This window comes from Streptosporangium saharense, from assembly GCF_014203715.1.
GTDB lineage: Bacteria > Actinomycetota > Actinomycetes > Streptosporangiales > Streptosporangiaceae > Streptosporangium > Streptosporangium saharense.
In genome coordinates, this window is sequence record NZ_JACHJP010000001.1 from 1,778,029 (window position 1) to 1,793,853 (window position 15,825).

At 68.0% G+C, this 15,825-nt stretch carries 14 protein-coding genes; 10 read left to right on the forward strand and 4 right to left on the reverse strand.

Going from position 1 to position 15,825, the window contains the following annotated elements:
* Positions 1 to 325: 325 nt before the first annotated feature.
* Genes FHS44_RS08525 through FHS44_RS08540 form a run of 4 tightly spaced genes read left to right on the forward strand, consistent with a single transcriptional unit; the run spans position 326 to position 4,314 of the window.
* The gene (locus FHS44_RS08525) at positions 326 to 1,453 is read left to right on the forward strand and encodes a polyamine ABC transporter substrate-binding protein (RefSeq protein WP_184713282.1); all 1,128 of its coding nucleotides are present in this window, start codon (positions 326 to 328) and stop codon (positions 1,451 to 1,453) included.
* Positions 1,450 to 2,325: an ABC transporter permease gene (locus FHS44_RS08530; RefSeq protein ID WP_184713283.1), complete on the forward strand. Its 876-nt coding sequence runs from the start codon at positions 1,450 to 1,452 to the stop codon at positions 2,323 to 2,325. The genes FHS44_RS08525 and FHS44_RS08530 overlap by 4 nt, the downstream gene beginning before the upstream one ends.
* A complete protein-coding gene (locus FHS44_RS08535; RefSeq protein ID WP_184713284.1) occupies positions 2,318 to 3,091 on the forward strand; it encodes an ABC transporter permease in 774 nt (257 codons plus the stop codon). The genes FHS44_RS08530 and FHS44_RS08535 overlap by 8 nt, the downstream gene beginning before the upstream one ends.
* Entirely contained in the window at positions 3,091 to 4,314 is a 1,224-nt protein-coding gene (locus FHS44_RS08540) for an ABC transporter ATP-binding protein (RefSeq protein WP_246435121.1), read from the forward strand. The genes FHS44_RS08535 and FHS44_RS08540 overlap by 1 nt, the downstream gene beginning before the upstream one ends.
* Here FHS44_RS08540 and FHS44_RS08545 read toward each other — a convergent pair.
* Positions 4,308 to 4,916, reverse strand: a complete 609-nt coding sequence (locus FHS44_RS08545; RefSeq protein ID WP_184713285.1) for a TetR/AcrR family transcriptional regulator — start codon at positions 4,914 to 4,916, stop codon at positions 4,308 to 4,310. The two genes, FHS44_RS08540 and FHS44_RS08545, sit on opposite strands and share 7 nt — an antisense overlap.
* A 258-nt stretch (positions 4,917 to 5,174) precedes the next feature.
* Here FHS44_RS08545 and FHS44_RS08550 point away from each other — a divergent pair, with 258 nt between their 5' ends.
* The 6 genes from FHS44_RS08550 (at position 5,175) to FHS44_RS08575 (ending at position 12,344) form a co-directional block, all read left to right on the forward strand.
* On the forward strand, positions 5,175 to 6,314 hold the full coding sequence (locus FHS44_RS08550; RefSeq protein ID WP_376771570.1) for a glycosyltransferase: 1,140 nt from the start codon (positions 5,175 to 5,177) through the stop codon (positions 6,312 to 6,314).
* Between the two features lie 33 nt (positions 6,315 to 6,347).
* Entirely contained in the window at positions 6,348 to 7,754 is a 1,407-nt protein-coding gene (locus tag FHS44_RS08555) for an aldehyde dehydrogenase family protein (RefSeq protein ID WP_184713287.1), read from the forward strand.
* Positions 7,755 to 7,916: 162 nt separating this feature from the next.
* Positions 7,917 to 10,970, forward strand: a complete 3,054-nt coding sequence (locus FHS44_RS08560; RefSeq protein ID WP_184713288.1) for a sensor histidine kinase — start codon at positions 7,917 to 7,919, stop codon at positions 10,968 to 10,970.
* Entirely contained in the window at positions 10,967 to 11,389 is a 423-nt protein-coding gene (locus FHS44_RS08565; protein WP_184713289.1) for a roadblock/LC7 domain-containing protein, read from the forward strand. The genes FHS44_RS08560 and FHS44_RS08565 overlap by 4 nt, the downstream gene beginning before the upstream one ends.
* Before the next feature lie 9 nt (positions 11,390 to 11,398).
* Positions 11,399 to 11,797 (forward strand): DUF742 domain-containing protein, encoded by a 399-nt coding sequence (locus FHS44_RS08570; protein ID WP_184713290.1) that lies wholly within the window; start codon positions 11,399 to 11,401, stop codon positions 11,795 to 11,797.
* Positions 11,798 to 11,804: 7 nt separating this feature from the next.
* The gene (locus tag FHS44_RS08575; RefSeq protein ID WP_184713291.1) at positions 11,805 to 12,344 is read left to right on the forward strand and encodes a GTP-binding protein; all 540 of its coding nucleotides are present in this window, start codon (positions 11,805 to 11,807) and stop codon (positions 12,342 to 12,344) included.
* A gap of 93 nt (positions 12,345 to 12,437) precedes the next feature.
* Here the strand turns inward: FHS44_RS08575 and FHS44_RS08580 are convergent, their stop codons facing one another.
* From FHS44_RS08580 to FHS44_RS08590, 3 genes are all read right to left on the reverse strand, one after another.
* Positions 12,438 to 13,505: a nitrilase-related carbon-nitrogen hydrolase gene (locus FHS44_RS08580; RefSeq protein ID WP_184713292.1), complete on the reverse strand. Its 1,068-nt coding sequence runs from the start codon at positions 13,503 to 13,505 to the stop codon at positions 12,438 to 12,440.
* The gene (locus FHS44_RS08585; RefSeq protein WP_184713293.1) at positions 13,502 to 14,482 is read right to left on the reverse strand and encodes an ABC transporter substrate-binding protein; all 981 of its coding nucleotides are present in this window, start codon (positions 14,480 to 14,482) and stop codon (positions 13,502 to 13,504) included. The genes FHS44_RS08580 and FHS44_RS08585 overlap by 4 nt, the downstream gene beginning before the upstream one ends.
* Positions 14,483 to 15,039: 557 nt before the next feature.
* Positions 15,040 to 15,822: an ABC transporter ATP-binding protein gene (locus FHS44_RS08590; protein ID WP_184713294.1), complete on the reverse strand. Its 783-nt coding sequence runs from the start codon at positions 15,820 to 15,822 to the stop codon at positions 15,040 to 15,042.
* Positions 15,823 to 15,825: the final 3 nt, after the last annotated feature.

Here is a 15,825-nt window from a genome sequence, read left to right on the forward strand (position 1 = left end):
GGGGGCCGCCAGTTGAACTCCGGTTGAAAAGTCGGAGACCGGCGGGAAGGGTGGCGGGCCGAAACGCCTGACGGTGAAGGGGAGGGGAACGTCGCTGCTCAGCGCGGCGACCAGCGCACCGCTGCGCCCGTCTCCCGCCTGTGGCACGGTGTTCAGCCGAGTCCAGATTGAAGTGGAGTGCAACAGGCGGACCAAACTTTCCAGGGGTGATGACGCGCAAAGTCTTGCCCAAGTTATGGTTGGCTGCAACACTCCTGCTTTGGTCTGCCGTGTCCGTAACGGTCGGTGTCCACCACTTATCCCGAAAACTGAAGGAGTAGCGGCCGTGTTCCGTGCCCGGTACCCCCGTCGTCTTCCGGCTGTCACCCTGGTGGCCGGTCTCGCATTAGCCGTATCGGCCTGCGGCGGAGGAACCACGGCAGCCCTTCCCGAAGCGAGCCCGTCGGCGTCAGCGGAGCAGCTCAACCCCAACGCGAACCTCTCCAAGCAGAGCGTGACCATCTCGGTGTGGCCCGGTTACACCCCCGAGGACCTGGCCGCGCGCGTCGAGGAGAAGCTCAGGTTCAAGCTCAAGGTGGCCACGCACGACACCAACGAGATCATCATGGGCAAACTGACCGGGGGCGCCGACACCGGCATCGACGTGGCCTTCGTCTCCGGTCAGTACGCCCAGGCGCTCAACGCGGCAGGGTTGCTCGAACCGATCCATCCCGAGCTGATCCCCAACCTGGCCAACCTCTATCCCGAGGCCAAGGAACTCGCCTTCGACCCGGGCAACACCTTCTCCGTCCCCTACACCTGGGGCACGACAGGCATCTGCTACCGCTCCGACCTGGTGAAGACCCCGCCGACGAGCTGGAACGACATCCTCAGCCCGCCGGAGGACGCCAGGAAGAAGGTCACCATGATGACCACCGAGCGCTGGCTGGCGCTGCCCGCCGTCAAGGCGCTCGGGATGTCCGTCAACACCCGCAACGACCAGGACCTGGCCAAGGTCAAGGAGAAGCTGGTCGCGGCCAAGGCCAACCTGCTCGGCTACGACGACGTGACCTTCGGCGACCGTCTCAAGAGCGGCGAGGCCGTGATGGTCGAGGCGTGGGACGGCTGGTGCCCCACCTCGGAGAAGAACATCAAGTTCGTGGTGCCCAAGGAGGGCAGCGACCTGTGGGTCGACACGATGGTGGTGCTGCGCAGCTCCAAGAACAAGGAGGCGGCGCACGCCTTCATCAACTTCATCCTGGACCCGAAGATCCACAGTTGGGCCGCGCTGAACATCCTCTACAAGGTGCCGAACAAGGCCGCCATGGACGCGCTGCCCACGGAGCTGAAGCAGAAGAACGCGCCGCTGCAGATGTCCCCGTCCCAGTTGCTCGCCGGTGAGTCCATCGTCGACCTGGGTGAGGACTCCGTGAAGTACACCCGACTCGCCACCGAGGTCAAGGCAGCGCAGTGACAGTCCCCGCCGTCTCCGGCGCGACCGTGAACACTCGGTCGCGCCGGTCGCGTCTGGCGGAACGGCTCGTCTTCCTCGGCCCGGGGCTGGCCTACCTCATCGTCCTGCTGCTGATCCCGCTGGCGACGGTCCTGAGCTTCTCCCTCTTCCGCAGGGGACGCTTCGGCGGCGTCATCTACGAGGCCAGCGGGGACAACCTGGTGCGCCTGGCCGATCCGATCTACCTCGACATCGTGCTCGGCTCGCTGCGGATCGCCCTGGTCGCCACGCTGGTCGCGCTGCTGCTCGGCTACCCGACGGCCTACCTGATCGCCAGGCTCCCCAGGAAGTGGAAGACGATCGCCCTGGTGGCGATCGTGCTGCCCTTCTGGACGAACCTGCTGATCAGGGTCTACGCCTGGATCGTGCTGCTGAGCGGCCCCGGACTGGTCAACTCCGCCCTGGGCAAGCTCGGTCTCGGCCCCTTCGAGTTCCTGTACAACCAGGGCACCGTCGTCGTCGGGCTGGTCTACTCCTACCTGCCGCTCATGGTGCTGCCGCTGTACGCGGCGATCGAACGGCTCGACCCCCGGCTGGCCGAGGCCTCGGCCAACCTCGGGGCCAGGCCCGCCCGCACGTTCGTCTCGGTCACGCTGCCGCTGACCCTGCCGGGCGTCCTGACCGGCTGCATGTTCGTGTTCGTGCCGAGCTTCGGGAACTTCGTCATCCCGGAACTGCTCGGCGGCGGGCGTTCGATCATGGTCGGCAACCTGATCAGGGACCAGTTCCTCACCGCGCGCGACTGGCCGTTCGGGTCCGCGCTCACGCTGGCGCTGCTCGCCGTGCTGATCGTCCTGCTCCTCCTGCAGGCATGGAGTGCCCGCCGTGCGTAGACCGCGTCTGCTGTACGTCCCCTTCTGGGCGACCTACGTGTTCCTCTACACGCCGATCGTCGTGCTCGTCGTCATGTCGTTCAACTCCGGAAAGTCGCCCTACTCCTTCACCGGCCTCAGCCTGAAGTGGTACGGCAAGCTCGCCGGGAACGCCCTGGTGCGCGAGGGCCTGGTCAACACGCTGATCGTGGCCGCCGGTTCCACGGTGCTGGCCACCGTGCTCGGCACCCTGCTCGCCGTCGGCCTGGCCAGACACACCAGGTCACGGGTGCTGGACACGCTCGGCGTGCTGCCGGCCGTACTGCCCGATCTGGTGCTCGCCATCGGGTTGCTGGTGTTCTACGCGGCGGTCAGGATGACGCTCGGCCTGCAGTCGGTGCTGCTCGCGCACACGGTCTTCGGCATGGCGTTCGTGACGGCGGTCGTGCGCACCCGGCTCACCCACGTGGACGACTCCCTTGAGGAGGCCTCGCGGGACCTGGGCGCCTCGCCTTTCACCACGTTCGTGCGGGTCACGTTGCCGCAGCTCATGCCGGGCATCGTGGCGGGCGCGCTGCTGGCGTTCACGCTCTCGGTGGACGAGTTCGTGATCGCCTTCTTCACCGCGGCGCCGACCACGCCGACCCTGCCCATCGTCATCTACTCAATGGTCCGTTTCGGGGTCACCCCGGAGATCAACGCGCTGGCGACGCTGCTGCTGGCCGTGAGCTTCACGGTGGTGATCGCGGCCCAGCGGATGACCCGACTGACGGAGTCACTGTCCTGATGCTGCAGATCACAGATGTCAGCCGCCGTTTCGGAGACGTCCCGGCGCTGTCGGGGGTCTCCCTGGAGATCCGCCAGGGGGAGTTCTTCGCGCTGCTCGGCCCGAGCGGCTGCGGCAAGACCACCCTGCTGCGGATCCTGGCGGGCTTCGAGGAGCCGGACGCGGGCACCGTCACCCTCGACGGCGCCGACCTGCTCACCCAGGCCGCGCACCGCCGCCCGGTCAACCTCATGTTCCAGTCGTACGCGCTGTTCCCCCACATGACCGTGGCCAAGAATGTCGCCTACGGCCTTGAGCGGGAGCGGCTGCCGAAGGCCGAGATCCGGGAGCGCGTGGCGGAGGTCCTGGAGAAGGTCGGCCTGACCGAGACGGCGGGACGCAGGCCCGACCGGCTCTCCGGAGGTCAGCGGCAGCGGGTCGCGCTGGCCCGCGCGATCGTGAAACGGCCCAGGCTGCTGCTGCTCGACGAGCCGCTGTCCGCGCTGGACAAGAAGGTCCGCGCCGAGATGCAGCTCGAACTCAAGCGGCTCCAGCACGAGGTCGGCATCACCTTCGTCGTGGTCACCCACGACCAGGAGGAGGCGATGTCGCTCGCCGACCGGATCGCCGTCCTCAACGCGGGCCGGGTCGAGCAGGTGGACGCCCCGGTCACGCTGTACGAGCGGCCCGCGACACCGTTCGTCGCCGGTTTCGTCGGGGCCAACAACCTCTTCAGGGGTACGGCCTGCACGGGCGGCCTGTCGTGCGAGGGCCTCGGGGTGCTGGCCGGGCCGGACGGTCTTGAGGAGGGGGCGTCGGCGCTGCTGGCCGTACGGCCCGAGCGGGTTGTCCTCGCGGAGAGCGGCGCTGAGCGGGATTCTGCGGGCGACGACGCGGACGCCGCCGAGGGCGTCGAGGCGCAGGATGGCTCCGGTGACGCCGTGGAGGCCGTACAGGACACCCTGGAAGGCGCTGAGGTTGTCGCTGAGGGACAAGGAACGTCGCCGGAGGCCAATGCCCCAGATGTGAATAATGCACCTTCTGGGGCCATTGAGGGCGCCGGGGCGCTGCGGGGGAGGGTGGCCGACGTCAGCTTCTACGGTGGCGTCTCACACGTCTCGGTTCTCGTGCCCGGTCGCGACGGTGTCGTGCTGGTGGCGACCCAGGGGGCGACGCGGGTCCAGGTGGGGTCCTCGGTGACCCTCACCTGGGCGGCGGAAGACGGGGTGCTGATCCCTCAATGAGACGTCTTGAGCGGGTTGTTCGTGGCGGTCCTGGCGTAGGCGAGGATCAGCTCCGCCGCCTCATCCGGGCCGATCACCGGGTGGCGGGCCGTTATGCGGTAACCGTACGCGTCCTCCAGCGCGACGAGGTTGCGCGCGATGGTGAGGGAGTCGTCGGAGAGCGTGAAGGTTCCCAGCGCGGCTCCGGTCTCCAGGATGCTCTGGTACATCGAGACCTGACGGTCGTAGAGCGTGGTGAGCAGCAGGGCGTACATCCTGTTGCGGGGCGCCGCTCCGCCGAGCTCGTTGAGCAGCCGGACCTCCGGGTCGTCGGGACCGTGCGGAAGGCCGGAGCGGATGGTCACGACAAGCTTCTCGACGGGGTCGCGCATGCCGCTGATCCGCTTGGTCCGCTGCTCGTAGAAGCGCTCCATCCCCGCGTGGTGCGCGTCGACCAGCAGCTCGCCAAGCTGGGGGTAGTGGTACAGCACGGCGCCGGAGGTCAGACCGGCCTCCTCGGCGACGTGGTTGAGGTGCACCCCCTCGGTGCCGTGCCGGATGATCGCCCGGTGTGCGGCGGCGATGAGATCGAGGCGCCGATCCGCCCGTCTCTTGCGCGTCATATTCCCCCACTCGTCCGGGACCCGGTTCGGTACCGGGGTCCATAGTGACCGTTTCCTAGCGGTTTAGCTAGAGCAAGTATTGAACCATTCTTCAAGCCGCATAACTCCCAGTCACTTGGAGGCGTGATGTCCCTCACGATCCTGTTCATGCCGGAAAGCGCCTACGGACCCACGAACAACTGCATCGGCATCGGTGACATTCTTCGCAAGCGCGGCCATCGTGTCGTTTTCGCAGCTGAAGCATCGTGGAAAGGGAAATTGACCGCCCTCGGATTCGAGGAGGACCTGGTCGACCTGGCGCCCCCGGCCGAAGAGGAGCAGGACGCGGGGCAGTTCTGGAAGGACTTCATCCGCGACACCGCGCCGGAATATCGCAAGTCAACCGCCGATCAGCTGGAGACGGTGACCAAGCCGATCTGGGACGCGCTGATCGACGGTGTGAAGTACTGCGAACCGCGGCTGAAGGAGATTGTCGAGCGCGTCAGGCCGGACGTGATCGTCGAGGACAACGTAATCACCTTCCCCGCGCTGCTCACCGCGGGCAGGCCGTTCGTCAGGATCGTCTCCTGCAACCCCCTTGAGGTGCGCGGCGAGAACGTGGCGCCCGTCTTCTCCGGGCTGCCCGCCGACGACCGCTCCGGCTGGGAGGACTTCCGCGCCGAGTACGACAGGACCCACCGCGAGCTGTGGACCTCCTTCAACGAGTGGGTCGTCGCCCAGGGCGCCGCGCCGCTGCCCGACCTGGACTTCATCCACGAGGGTGACCTGAACCTCTACGTCTTCCCCGAGGTCCTCGACTACACCGACGCCAGGCCGCTGGGGGACACCTGGCACCGGCTGGACTCCTCGGTGCGCGAGACCGACGAGGACTTCACGCTGCCCGAGCCGCTGGCCTCCCGGGAGGGCGCGCTCGTCTACTTCTCCCTCGGCTCGCTCGGCTCGGCCGACGTCGCGCTGATGCAGCGGGTGATCGACGTGCTGGGCACGACGCCGTACCGCTTCATCGTCTCCAAGGGCCCGCTGCACGAGGAGATCAAGCTCGCCGAGAACATGTGGGGCGCGGAGTTCCTGCCGCAGACCACGATCCTCCCGCTGGTGGACCTGGTCATCACCCACGGCGGCAACAACACCACGACCGAGGCGCTGCACTTCGGCAAGCCGATGATCGTGCTTCCGCTGTTCTGGGACCAGTACGACAACGCCCAGCGCGTGGACGAGCTGGGCTACGGCGTGCGCCTCGCCCCCTACACCTTCACCGACGAGGAGCTGACCGGCGCGCTGGACCGGCTGCTCGGTGACACCGCGCTGCGCGAGCGGCTGGCCGCGGCGGGCGAGGAGATCCGCCGCCGCGACGGCCTGCGCAGGGCCGCCGACCTGATCGAGCGGGCCGGGGCCTGACGACCTCCCCGGCACCACGACGAGAGAAGTTCCATGAGCACGTTGATCAACCCGGCGACCGGTGAGTTCCTGACCGAGGTGCCCGCCACCCCGGTCGCGGGAGTCGCGGCGGCCGTACGGCGAGCGCGCGCGGCCTACCAGGAATGGAGCCAGGCGAGCGCCGGGGAGCGGGCCAGGGTGCTGCTGCGCTTCGCCGACCTGGTCGAGGCCGACGCCGAGGAGCTCACCCGGCTCGAAGTCGGGGAGACGGGCAAGCCCGCCTCGGTCTTCCGCGAGGGCGAGCTGCCCTTCGCCGTGGACAACCTGCGCTTCTTCGCCGGGGCCGCGCGCTCGCTTGAGGGCACCGGGGCCGGGGTGCTCAGCCCCGGCTACACCTCGGTGCTGGTGCGCCGCCCCGTCGGCGTCGTCGGGGCGATCGCGCCGTGGAACTTCCCGCTGGTGATGGCGGTGTGGAAGCTCGGCCCCGCGCTCGCCGCGGGCAACGCGGTCGTCGTCAAGCCCGCGCCGCGCACACCGGGCACCACGCTGCGGCTGGCCGAGCTGTTCGCCGCGGCGGGGGCGCCCGAGGGGCTGCTCCAGGTCGTCCTCGGTGACGGCGAGGTCGGCCAGGCGCTGGTCACCGACCCCGGTGTGGACCTGGTGAGCGTCACCGGCTCGACCGAGACGGGCCGCGCCGTGATGCGCGGCGCCGCGGCTCTCCCCAAGCAGGTCCACCTGGAACTGGGCGGCAAGGCCCCAGCGCTGGTCTTCGGCGACGCCGACCTGGCCGACATGGCCAGGGGGGTGGCGATGGGCGCGACCTACAACACCGGCCAGGACTGCACCGCCGCGACCCGCGTCTACGTCGCCCGCGAGGTGTACGGCGAGGCCGTCGAGGCGCTGCGCGCGACGCTTGAGGGGATCAGGGTGGGCGACCCGTGGGACCCGGCGACCGACATCGGCCCGCTGATCTCCGGTGAGCACCGCGAACGCGTGCACGGCTTCGTCGAACGGGCGGTCGCCGCGGGCGCCTCGGTGGCGCTTGGCGGCTCGGTGCCCGAGGGTCCGGGCTTCTACTACCCGCCCACGCTGGTCACGGGAGTGACACAGGACAGTGAGATCGCCCAAGAAGAGCTTTTCGGACCGGTCCTCCTGGCTCTACCTTTTGACGACGAGGACGAGGCGGTACGGCTGGCCAACGACACCAGGTACGGTTTAGCCTCTTCGGTCTGGTCCACGGACGTGGCGCGGGCACTGCGCGTCTCCCATCGACTCGACGTAGGTGTGACCTGGGTGAATGACCATCTGCCCATCGCGTCGGAGGCTCCGCACGGCGGCGTCAAGGGCAGTGGCTTCGGCAAGGACATGAGTCAGGAGGCGGTCCAGGCGTACTCGGTTACGCGCCATTTGATGATCAAACACCAGGTTCCGGAGGGCAAACAATCTTTCCGGCCCTCGTGAGGTTTGTCGCCAGATATCCCTTTTGGGGGGATTTAGCGGCACATACTCCATTCGAAGTGACATAAAGGATGTGCTCAAATTGCTACCGCCGTATCCAAAACCGGCGAGGGGTTACGTAGGCCAGTGATGACAAAAGACCGCCGCAACCACCGTGAGTCAGCGGTGGGCAGTCGCCTCCTGCCCTCGAACTGGCGCGTGCGTCCCCGTCTGGTCGCGCTGATCCTGCTCCCCACGGCCGCGGCGGTGGTGCTGAGCGGACTCCAGCTCTTCACCTCGCTGACCGGCGCCACCGAATATCGCAAGAACGCCGAGGTCGCCGCGCTCATCGAGCAGCTCACCGACCTGTCCTACGAGATGTCCGACGAGCGTGACCTCACCGCCTGGTACATCGCCGACCGCCGCAGGCAGGCGCGCCTGTCCAGGGTCAAGGACCTGCAGGGCCGGGTCGACCTGACCCGCACGAAGGTGCTCACCGCGATCGACGCCCTGGGCGACGACCAGGACCCGCGCATCGTCGCCGAGGTCGCCCAGGTCCGCAACTGGCTCAACGGTCTGTTCAGCCTGAGGAAGTCGCTCACCAGCGGCGACGTGCTCCCCCGTGCGGCCCTCGGCATGTACACGCGCATGATCTCCGACTTCATGACGCTCCACGACGACCTGGGCCGCAGCGCCCGTGACCAGCGCCTGGTCGGTGACGTCCTCGCGCTCGGCGCGCTCACCCAGGCCAGGGAGCAGGTCGCCAGGCAGCGAGGCATCCTGCTCGTCGCCCGCATCGAGGGCCGGTTCGACTTCGACGACCCCGCCGACTTCCTGGGCGCCTACAAGGGCCAGCTCAACGCGTTGACCACCTTCAGGTCGACCGCGTCGGCGGTGGACATCAGGCGTCTGAACGACGTGCTCACCGACCCGAAGATCGCCAAGGCCGACGCCATGCGCGCCCTGGTCATCTCCCGGATGCGCGAGCAGCTCGGCCTGCCCAGAGAGATGGGCATGAACGCCTGGTACGAGGCCTCCTCGGCCCTCGTCGACGGCATGAACGCCGTCGAGCGAAGCCTGGCCGCCTCGGTCACCTCCCGCAGCCAGGAGCTGCAGGCCGCCGAGGAGCAGAACGCCATCGTCACCGGTGCGACGATCCTGGTCCTGTTGATCATGATCCTGCTCGTCACCGCCTGGGTGGCGGGAACGCTGGTCAGACCGCTGCGCCAGCTACGCAGCGAGGCCCTTGAGGTCGCGGGCAACCGGCTGCCGGAGACCGTCCGCGTGCTGCGGGAGACCGGCGAGTCCGATCCCAGCGTGGAGGTCTCGCCCATCGACGTGGACTCCCGCGACGAGATCGGGGAAGTCGCCCGGGCCTTCGACGAGATCCACCGCGAGGCCATCCGCCTGGCGGGCGACGAGGCCAAGCTGCGTAACAACGTCAACGCGATGTTCATCAACCTCTCCCGGCGCACCCAGTCGCTCGTGGAACGGCAGATCGACCTCATCGACGACCTGGAGCAGGGCGAGCAGGACGACGGCCGACTGGCCAGCCTCTTCAAGCTGGACCACCTGGCCACCCGCATGCGCCGTAACTCCGAGAACCTCCTGGTCCTCGCGGGTCAGGAGCAGAGCCGCAGGTGGAGTGAGCCGGTCCCGCTGAGCGACGTCGTGCGAGCCTCCCTGTCCGAGGTCGAGAACTACGAGCGCGTCGGCCTGCGGGTCGAGGCCGGTACCATGATCGTTGGCTCCGCCGTCAACGACATCGTCCACCTGATCGCGGAGCTCGTCGAGAACGCCATCTTCTTCTCGCCGCAGGACACCAAGATCATGGTGAGCAGCAACGCCAACGAGACGGGGGCCATCATCCTGGCGGTCACCGACTCGGGCATCGGCATGAGCGACGAGGAGCTGGCCGAGGCCAACCGTCGTCTCGCCGAGCCTCCCGCGGTCGACCTGTCCGTCTCCCGCAGAATGGGCCTGTTCGTGGTCGGCCGTCTGGCCATGCGCCACGGCATCCGGGTCCAGCTCCGCCGTCCGGAGACCGGCGGCCTGAGCGCCGTCGTGCTGCTTCCCCCGCAGGTCGTCGCCCAGTCGCCGCTCATGCCGCAGCTGGCCATGGCCGGTCAGAACGTTCCCCCGTCCCTGGCCAGCCACGACCCGTTCAGTGCGACGCCGAGCGCCGACCCGTTCGGGAGCGTCCCCTCGATGGGCGGCCCCCGGCAGGCACCACCGCAGCAGCACATCCCCGAGCCCCCGATCCCGCAGACCCCGGCCCCCTCGGTCGCGGACCTGTGGTCGGCCCCGGTCGTCTCCGCCGCCGCGGTCGAGGACCTGTGGTCCTCGCCGCTCAGCCCGGCGCCGCCGTCCTTCCCCCCGGCGCACCCGTCGTTCCCGGTGGGAGACCCGTCCTTCCCCACGGCCCAGCCGCCGAGGCAGTCGGAGTCCTCCTTCCTGGCCGACCCGTCGTACCCCGCGGCGCCGCCGTCCTTCCCCGCCGACCCGTACTCCACGGGGCAGCAGTCCTTCTCCGGGGGGCAGCAGCCGTTCCCGGGAGGGCAGCAGTCCTTCTCCGGGGGCGAGCCGCAGCGGGGCGGACCGCCGCCCGCCTGGCCGGAGATGCCGCCGGTCGATCCGTGGACGCCGCCGAGGCGCGAGGTCCCGGACCACACCCAGGCCCTGCCCGCGGTCGAGGTCTCGCCGACGGAGCCGGAGCCCGAGGAGTTCCTGCCGATCTTCGCGGCGGTAGGATCCGACTGGTTCCGCAGCGCCGCCGCCCCCGAGCTCGTGGCCGAACCCGAGGCCGAAGCCGTACCCCCGGCAGAGGTCCGCGAGGTTCGGGAGGTCCAGGAGGAGGCGCCCGCACCGGAGCGGTCGCTCCAGGAGGAGCCGCCCGTGCTGCCCATCAGGCGGCCAGGGCGACAGGGACCACCTCCTTCTGAGGCTCAGCAGGAGAAGCAGCCGTGGAGTTCCCCGTCCGACCAGGGATGGGCCGCGGCCGAGGTCGCGAAGAAGCCCGTCGAGGGCGGTGTGACAGGCGCGGGCCTGCCCAAGCGGGTGCCGAAGGCCAACCTGGTGCCCGGAACGGCCTCCCCGGCCCCGAGCACTCCGGTGGCCCCGCTGCCCCCGATATCGGCGGAGCGGGTGCGTAGTCGTCTGTCCAGTTTCCAGCAAGGCATACGGCAGGGCCGCGCCGAGATGATCGAGCGGTTGAACGCCGCTGAGGGAGAGAACCAGTGAACCACCAACTCAGTCAGGCCGCCCGCGGCTTCAATTGGCTGATCACCGAGTTCGTCAAGGAGATGCCCGGTGTGGCCCACGCGGTGATCGTCTCCGCGGACGGTCTTCCGCTGGCCTACTCGCAGGGCTTCCCGAAGGACCGCGCCGACCAGCTCGCCGCGATCACGGCCGGACTGATCAGCCTGACCCAGGGAGCCTCCCGGGTCTTCGAGGGCGGTCCCGTCGCGCAGACCGTGATCGAGATGCAGCGGGGTCTGCTGCTGACGATGTCGATCAGCGACGGCTCAGCGCTGGCCGTACTGGCCTCGCCGGACTGTGACATGGGCCTGGTGGCCTACCAGATGACCATGCTGGCTGAGCGCGCGGGGCAGGCGTTGACGCCAGCCCTCCGGGCCGAGTTGCAGTCGGCTCAGCGATAGGGAGGTGATATGGACGCACCAGGTTGGCGCCCGGGGGAGGACCCCCCGAGCACGCCTCAGGCCAAGAGTGGACGTAATCGTCTGATTCGTCCGTACGCTGTGACCGGAGGCAGAACGGCGCCCCGCATGCAGCTCGCCCTAGAGGCGCTGGTCTCCTCGGCGACTTTCATGAGCGTGGACACCGCCACGCTCTCCACGGAGTACCAGGCGATCATCTCGTTGTCCCAGCAGGTGCGCTCGGTGGCGGAGTTGTCCGCCCTGCTGCGCATGCCGCTGGGCGTGACCCGGGTGCTGATCGCGGACATGGCGGCCGAGGGCCTGGTGCAGATCCACCAGCCGTCGCTGGATGCCGGAAAGCCGGATCTCAACTTGCTTGAAAGGGTGCTCAGTGGGCTTCGCAGGCTCTGACGCCGGAATGACGTCAACGAAGATCGTTGTCGCCGGAGGATTCGGTGTCGGCAAGACGACCTTCGTCGGAGCGGTCTCCGAGATCATGCCGCTGACCACGGAAGCGGTGATGACGGAGGCCAGCGCGGAGGTGGACGACCTCTCGCACATCCCGACCAAGCGGACCACCACGGTGGCCATGGACTTCGGCCGGGTTTCGCTGGACCGGGACCTGATCCTGTACCTGTTCGGTACGCCGGGTCAGCATCGGTTCTGGTTCATGTGGGACGACCTCGTCAAGGGCGCCATCGGCGCGATCGTGCTGGTCGACACCCGGCGGCTGGCCGACAGCTTCCCGGCGATCGACTACTTCGAGGAGGCGGGTCTCCCGTTCGTCGTCGCCCTCAACGGCTTCGGCGGGACGCACCTGCACGGTGAGGAGGAGGTGCGGGAGGCTCTGACGATCTCCCCGCACATCCCCGTCGTACGGACCGACGCCCGTTCGCGGGACGCGGTCAAGTCGACCCTGATCACCCTGGTCGAACACGTCCTGACGCTTCGCGTCTGATCCTTCCTTCCCGGTGTGGACCCGCCGTCGTGGCGGGTCCACACCGGGCCGGCTTCACCGGCGAGCCGGCCCGGTCACACCGGTCCCCGCTGGTTACTTCTCCGGGCGCACCCAGATGCCACGCTCGTGCATCAGCTCGATCTGCCTGTCGATGACCTCGGTGCGGAACTCCGTGTGGTTGTACGGCTTGCGGTCGAGGTAGAGGTTCTTCGGGTAGATCGGCTTCTCGTAGATGAGCTGGTACTGCTCGGTCTTGAGGTCCTTGATCCAGTTGTCCCACTGCGCGTTGGCGCGGAACCTGCGCAGGGCCTCGATGTCGATCGTGCCGGAGACCCAGGAGGAGGCGCCTCCGTAGTCGTGGCGCCCGACGATCTGTCCCTTGTAGTCCACGACCATCGAGTGCCCGCCGAAGGTGTCGATCGGGACGTCGGAGTCGGTGTTCAGGTAGTAGGTCCCGACGTTGCAGGCGATCAGGTAGCAGTTGTTGTCCAGCGCCCTGGCCTGGTTCTGGATCGCGTAGAGCCCGTTGCCGACGTGCGGGTGCGGGTACGGCCCGCGGTAGATGATCTCCGCGCCGTTCATGGCGAGCCCGCGGGCGTTCTCCGGGTAGGAGGCCTCGTTGGCCATGAGCACGCCGATCCTGCCGATCGCGGTGTCCGCGACGGGGTAGAACGCGTCGAGTGTCTTGCCGTACAGCTCGACCCAGCGGTCCCAGACGTCGTGCGGGGTGACCGAGTGCTCGACGGGCAGCAGCGGGACCGTCTTGTAGTGCGTCATGACGATCTCACCCTCGGGGTCGATCACCAGTCCGACGTTGAAGAAGCGGCCGGGGAACTCCGGGTGCAGGGCCTTGGCCTGGGCGACGATGTAGGTGTTCCACTGGCGGGCCAGCGCGCCGAGCCTGTCGGTCTCTGGGCCGGGCACCTCGATCGCGACCTCCCTGGCGAAGTCCTCGTGGTCGATGTCGAGGACCTCGTCGTTGAAGCCCTGCAGGGCTCCCTCGGGAATCGCGATCAGGCGGACGGGCAGGTCGAGGCTGGACAGCCAGGAGGCGGCCTTGACCAGGTGTTCGATGTGCTCCAGGTTGATCTGGATCTCGTCCCGGTTGCGGACGCCGCGCATGGTGGGGACCAGGCCGACAGCCTGGTATGCCTCGATCATTTCTGTCCTCCGAGCAGGAGCGAGTTGACGTCGAACGGCTTGGTCAGGTAGCCGTACTCAAGCATCAGGTCGGAGACCCGCTGCAGTCGTACGGCGTTCGTCGTGATGGGGAAACCGGGTAGCTGCATGATCTGCGCGGTCTGTGCGTTGATCTTGGTGTACTGGGGGATGGCCTCGGCGACGGCCTTGCGGTCGTTCGCGGCGATGGTCTGCGCCTTCAGCAGGGCGCGCTGGAAGGCGGCGAGGGTCTTGGGGCTCTTGCTCGCGAACTCCGAGGTGACGAAGTAACCCGCGATCGGGAAGCTGTCGGTGGGACCGGCCATCGTGTCGGCGAGCTTGACCCCTCCGTCGGCGGCGGCGGCGCTCACGAACGGCTCGGGCAGGAAGGCCGCGTCCACCTGGCCGCTCTTGAGGGCCTGCCACATGTTGGGGAAGGGCACCTCGATGAAGTCAATCTTGTCGCGTGTGACGTCCAGGCCGTGTACCTTCAGTGTCACGCTGGTCGACAGCGTCGCCACGTTCTTCTTCGTGTTGACGCCGATCTTCTTGCCCTTCAGGTCCTCGACCTTGGTGACGTGCGAGTTCGGTGCCGTCAGCAGGACGAAGGAGCCGGGCGTCGCGACGGTCGCCTCCGCGATCACCTTGAGATCCGCGAGGTTCTGCGACGCGGCGGTGAAGGCGGAGACGTAGTTGCTGTGCAGCACGTCGAACCCGCCGCTGAGCAGGGTGGGGAGCGCGGCCGCGCCACCCTCGATGAGCTTGTAGTTGACGTTCAGGCCCTCCGCCTTGAAGAAGCCCCGGCTGATGGCGATCTGGACCGGCGCGACCTCGGGCAGCGGCAGCATACCGATGGTGATGTCGGTCTTTTCCAGACCGTTCGCCGAGTTCGAAGTGGTTTTCTCGCTGCTGCAGGCGGTGACGAGAACGGAGAGAGCGGCGATGACCAGGCATGCTCGTGTTAGTGGACGGAACCTCATATGTGGCTCCTCGAAGAGGTGAGGGAATGCGGCATGAGTTGGACGTCCCGGAATCGGGGAGAAGAGATCAAGGAGCGATCGTAGATGCTCTCAAATCCAGCAGCAACCCTTAACGTCGGGTTTAGCGACAGTCCATAATTTATGTCCCCATATGGCATGTTTTGTTGCTGTCAGAGGGGATTTACCGGGTTAGTGAAGTGCCTACTTGACGGAATTGGGGCCTGTGTTACAAGGGGGAGCCGGTTTCCGGCCCTCCGTATGTGGGGGGCCGATGCCGCCGGATCGGGTATCACGGCCGTTTCGGGCCACCGGAATGTGTGCTGTACGGCGCGGGAACGACGATATCTTTTGCGTCCGTACGGTAGGGAATGGAACGCTCTAGGGGTTCGAAACGGATTTACCGGTGCCTCGAAAAGCTTTTACAGCGATCTTCAAAATGGTCCGCGGATTTTCACAAGCCCCCATGTCAGCGGCGGGGCAGGGCCGGACGTCCCGTTCTGAAGGGGCCTTCAACAGCGGCCGCCCCGGGCGGTGACACCCGGGGCGGCGGACGGTCGTCAGAGGGCGGACGGCTGTGAGGGACGCACCCCGCGCACCAGGCGGCCGACCTCGCCGCGCAGCCGTACGAAATCGGAGTGCTCCCTGGTGTTGATCTGGTCACGGGGGCCGGGCAGGTCGACCCGTAGGTCGCCGACCACCCTCGCCGGGGCCTTGGAGAGCACCACGACGCGGTCGCCGACGTAGACGCTCTCGTCGATGTCGTGGGTGATGAGCAGGATGGTCATGTTGTGCAGGCCGCGGACCAGCAGCGTCAGGTCCTCCAGGTCCTCGCGGGTCTGGGCGTCCACGGAGCCGAACGGCTCGTCCATCAGCAGCAGGGAGGGACGGTAGGCCAGGGCGCGGGCGATGGAGACACGCTGCTGCATGCCGCCGGACAGCTCCCAGGGATACTTGCTCCCCGCCGAGGCCAGGCCGACCTGTTCGAGGGCCTCCGCCGCCGAGCGGGTCCGCTGCTTCCTGCTCTGTCCCTTGCGGCGCAGCGGCAGCGAGACGTTGTCGGCGACCGACATCCAGGGGAACAGCGAGCGGCTGTAGTCCTGGAAGACCACGGCCAGGTCGTCCGGGATCTGGGCGACGGGGGTGCCGTCGAGTGTGATCCTGCCGCCGGTCGGGCGCAGCAGCCCGGCGATGGAGCGCAGCAGGGTCGACTTGCCGGACCCCGAGGGGCCGACGATGCACACCAGCTCACCTTCGGCGACGCGCAGGTCGATGCCGCCCAGGGCGGTGTGGGCCGAGGGGCCGCTTCCGTAGGTGTGGGTCAGGTTGGAGATCTCAAGCACGGC

Bases quoted from the DNA above. Each gene is read 5' to 3' on its own strand.
- FHS44_RS08545 (WP_184713285.1), bottom strand. From the start codon at position 4,916: ATGACGCGCAAGAGACGGGCGGATCGGCGCCTCGATCTCATCGCCGCC.
- FHS44_RS08555 (WP_184713287.1), top strand. From the start codon at position 6,348: ATGAGCACGTTGATCAACCCGGCGACCGGTGAGTTCCTGACCGAGGTG.
- FHS44_RS08570 (WP_184713290.1), top strand. From the start codon at position 11,399: ATGGACGCACCAGGTTGGCGCCCGGGGGAGGACCCCCCGAGCACGCCT.
- FHS44_RS08540 (WP_246435121.1), top strand. From the start codon at position 3,091: ATGCTGCAGATCACAGATGTCAGCCGCCGTTTCGGAGACGTCCCGGCG.
- FHS44_RS08585 (WP_184713293.1), bottom strand. From the start codon at position 14,482: ATGAGGTTCCGTCCACTAACACGAGCATGCCTGGTCATCGCCGCTCTC.
- FHS44_RS08580 (WP_184713292.1), bottom strand. From the start codon at position 13,505: ATGATCGAGGCATACCAGGCTGTCGGCCTGGTCCCCACCATGCGCGGC.
- FHS44_RS08575 (WP_184713291.1), top strand. From the start codon at position 11,805: ATGACGTCAACGAAGATCGTTGTCGCCGGAGGATTCGGTGTCGGCAAG.